The following is a 2,119-nucleotide window of genomic DNA, read 5'->3' as shown; positions in this document are numbered from 1 at the left end:
GACGTCGGTGACGAGGCTGGCGAGGTGGTGTCGGGCGTCGGCATTGACTGTTTCGTGCATCCGATTGGACGCGGCAAGGAAGTTCAGGACGCGGCTGGTGCTGACTGCGGTATAACGGATCTTGGCAAGCAGGCTCTGGGCACGCCCGATGCTGGTGAGAAGCTGGGTGAGCTTCTCCGCCGGGATACGCCGTTCATCGGGAGCGCTTGCGAAGATGGCGTTGGACAGCTTGTCCATGTCTGCGGCGACGCCTTCGATTTCGTCCGCCATGCGGTCGATGATCGCGTCGAGCAGGCGGACGAGTGCGGTTGCGGCGTCCTTGACCAGGCCCGGGTCCCGCCGCGCGTGATTCTCGAAAGTCCTGACCGGGCGCGGAGTCGCGTAGCGGACCGTCACGAGCCGGTCGTCGGTCAAGACGAAGCCGATCGGCGCGGTCGTCGGCTGATTCTCGTCGACACCGCGAAGCGCACTCAACGTCATGTAGATCGCGCCATTCTGCTCGTAGAGACGGCTCGACGGCTCGATCTCCGCCATCTCGTCCTGGGTGGGGACGTCGACGCCGATGCAACGCTCGACCAGCTGCTCCTCCTCGCGGGTCGGCTCCTCGAGGTCGATCCACGTCGCTCCCAGGGGGATGCGCTCGAGCTTGGCTTCAATGATGCTCCCGTCGCAACCGGGTCCGTAGGCGCGCAGCATAAGTGAAGCTGTCGGGCCAGCCGTAACGCTTTGCAAGTCTTGTGCTGCTAAGCAGCCGGAATGAGCGCGATCAGCAGAAACCAGCGGACTGCCACGGCCGCAATGGCCCTGATGGCGATCGCGGCAGCAGCGCTGCTTGCGATGGGCCGACACGCGATCTGCACCTGCGGGACCGTCGAGCTGTGGGTCGGCGGACGGGACAGCCCCAAGACCAGCCAGATGCTCGCCGACTGGTACAGTGCCAGCCACATCGTTCATGGACTGCTATTCTATGCTGCGCTGTGGCTGCTGGCGCGGCGGATGCCGGTCCAGTGGCGGCTCCTCGCGGCCCTGATCGTCGAAACCGCCTGGGAAATCGTCGAGAACACGCCGATGGTGATCGACCGTTACCGCCATGCGACTGCGGCGCTAGGTTACTCGGGCGACAGCGTCATCAATTCCATGTCGGACATCACGATGATGCTCATCGGCTTTCTCCTGGCGCACAAATTGCCGCTGTGGGCCTCCGTCGCGCTGCTGATTGTCCTTGAGCTGGTTCCGCTCGCCGTCATTCGCGACAATCTGACGCTGAACGTCTGGATGCTGCTCGCGCCGAACCCGGCCATTGCGGCATGGCAGGCCGCCGGTTGAAGCCAAGGGGCAGGCGACGGGGTAGCGCGCGGGCCGACAATAAGGCTAAGCATTGGCCATCATGAGAAAAATCGTTGTCGCGCTAGGCGCCTTCGCCCTCTTCGCAATCGCAACCCCGGCCTCGGCCGGCGAACTGTTCGGCGGAGTCTATGTCCACGACGTCAAGCTGCCGACCGACAAAAGCGGCCTCGAGCAAGGCGCCGACCTGCAGCTCGGATACCGCGGCGACGGCATCATGCACACGCCGCTGCAGCCTTATGCATTCGCGGCTCTGAACACCGCCGGCGACACCAGCTATGCTGCGGTCGGCCTGTCGGCGAAGTTCGGCGGCGCAGTCTATGTGCGGCCAGGCCTCGGCCTTGCGGTCCACACCGGCTCGGCGGGAAGATATTACCGGTTCGACAAGATCGCCTTCGGCAGCCGCGTGCTGTTCGAGCCGGAACTCGCCGTCGGCGCGCAGGTCGCTCCGCTGGTCAGCGTCGAGGCGAGCTGGGTGCACATGAGCCATGCCCAGCTGTTCAGCCACGAGAATCCCGGAATCGACAACCTGGGCGTTCGGGTGAACCTGAAGATTTGAGTCGTCCCCTCCGGCTCGAGGGAGGAGTTTCCTTAGCGCCCGACCATCCTCTCCGGCTTCACGACACGGTCGAAGGTCGCCTCGTCGACAAGTCCGAGCTCCAGCCCCGCCTCTTTGAGCGTCTGGCCGTTATGATGGGCGTGCTTGGCGATCTTGGCCGCATTGTCATAGCCGATCTCGGGCGCAAGCGCAGTGACCAGCATCAGCGACCGGTTC

Annotated in this window: 3 protein-coding genes and 1 pseudogene; 2 read left to right on the top strand and 2 right to left on the bottom strand. The window is 64.4% G+C overall.

Features of this window, described 5'->3' with window-relative positions; translation table 11 throughout:
- A partial coding sequence (locus tag JOZ79_RS11690) for a CorA family divalent cation transporter (RefSeq protein ID WP_294074322.1) occupies positions 1–696 on the bottom strand: 696 nt, incomplete at its 3' end.
- Positions 697–756: 60 nt separating this feature from the next.
- On the opposite strand from JOZ79_RS11690, the gene JOZ79_RS11685 reads away from it, so the two are divergent.
- Both JOZ79_RS11685 and JOZ79_RS11680 read left to right on the top strand, forming a co-directional pair.
- Positions 757–1,326, top strand: a complete 570-nt coding sequence (locus tag JOZ79_RS11685) for a DUF2585 family protein (protein WP_294074321.1) — start codon at positions 757–759, stop codon at positions 1,324–1,326.
- Between the two features lie 61 nt (positions 1,327–1,387).
- Positions 1,388–1,903 carry an acyloxyacyl hydrolase gene (locus tag JOZ79_RS11680; protein ID WP_294074319.1) on the top strand — a complete coding sequence of 172 codons (516 nt, stop codon included), beginning with the start codon at positions 1,388–1,390 and terminating at the stop codon, positions 1,901–1,903.
- Positions 1,904–1,935: 32 nt separating this feature from the next.
- Here the strand turns inward: JOZ79_RS11680 and JOZ79_RS11675 are convergent.
- A pseudogene (locus tag JOZ79_RS11675) lies at positions 1,936–2,119 on the bottom strand (class II fumarate hydratase); the annotation flags it as partial.

Origin of the sequence: Sphingomonas sp. (assembly GCF_019242355.1) — a bacterium.
GTDB lineage: Bacteria > Pseudomonadota > Alphaproteobacteria > Sphingomonadales > Sphingomonadaceae > Sphingomicrobium.
The sequence above is the reverse complement of the archived record's forward strand: the minus strand, read 5'-3'. Positions and strand labels throughout refer to the sequence as shown.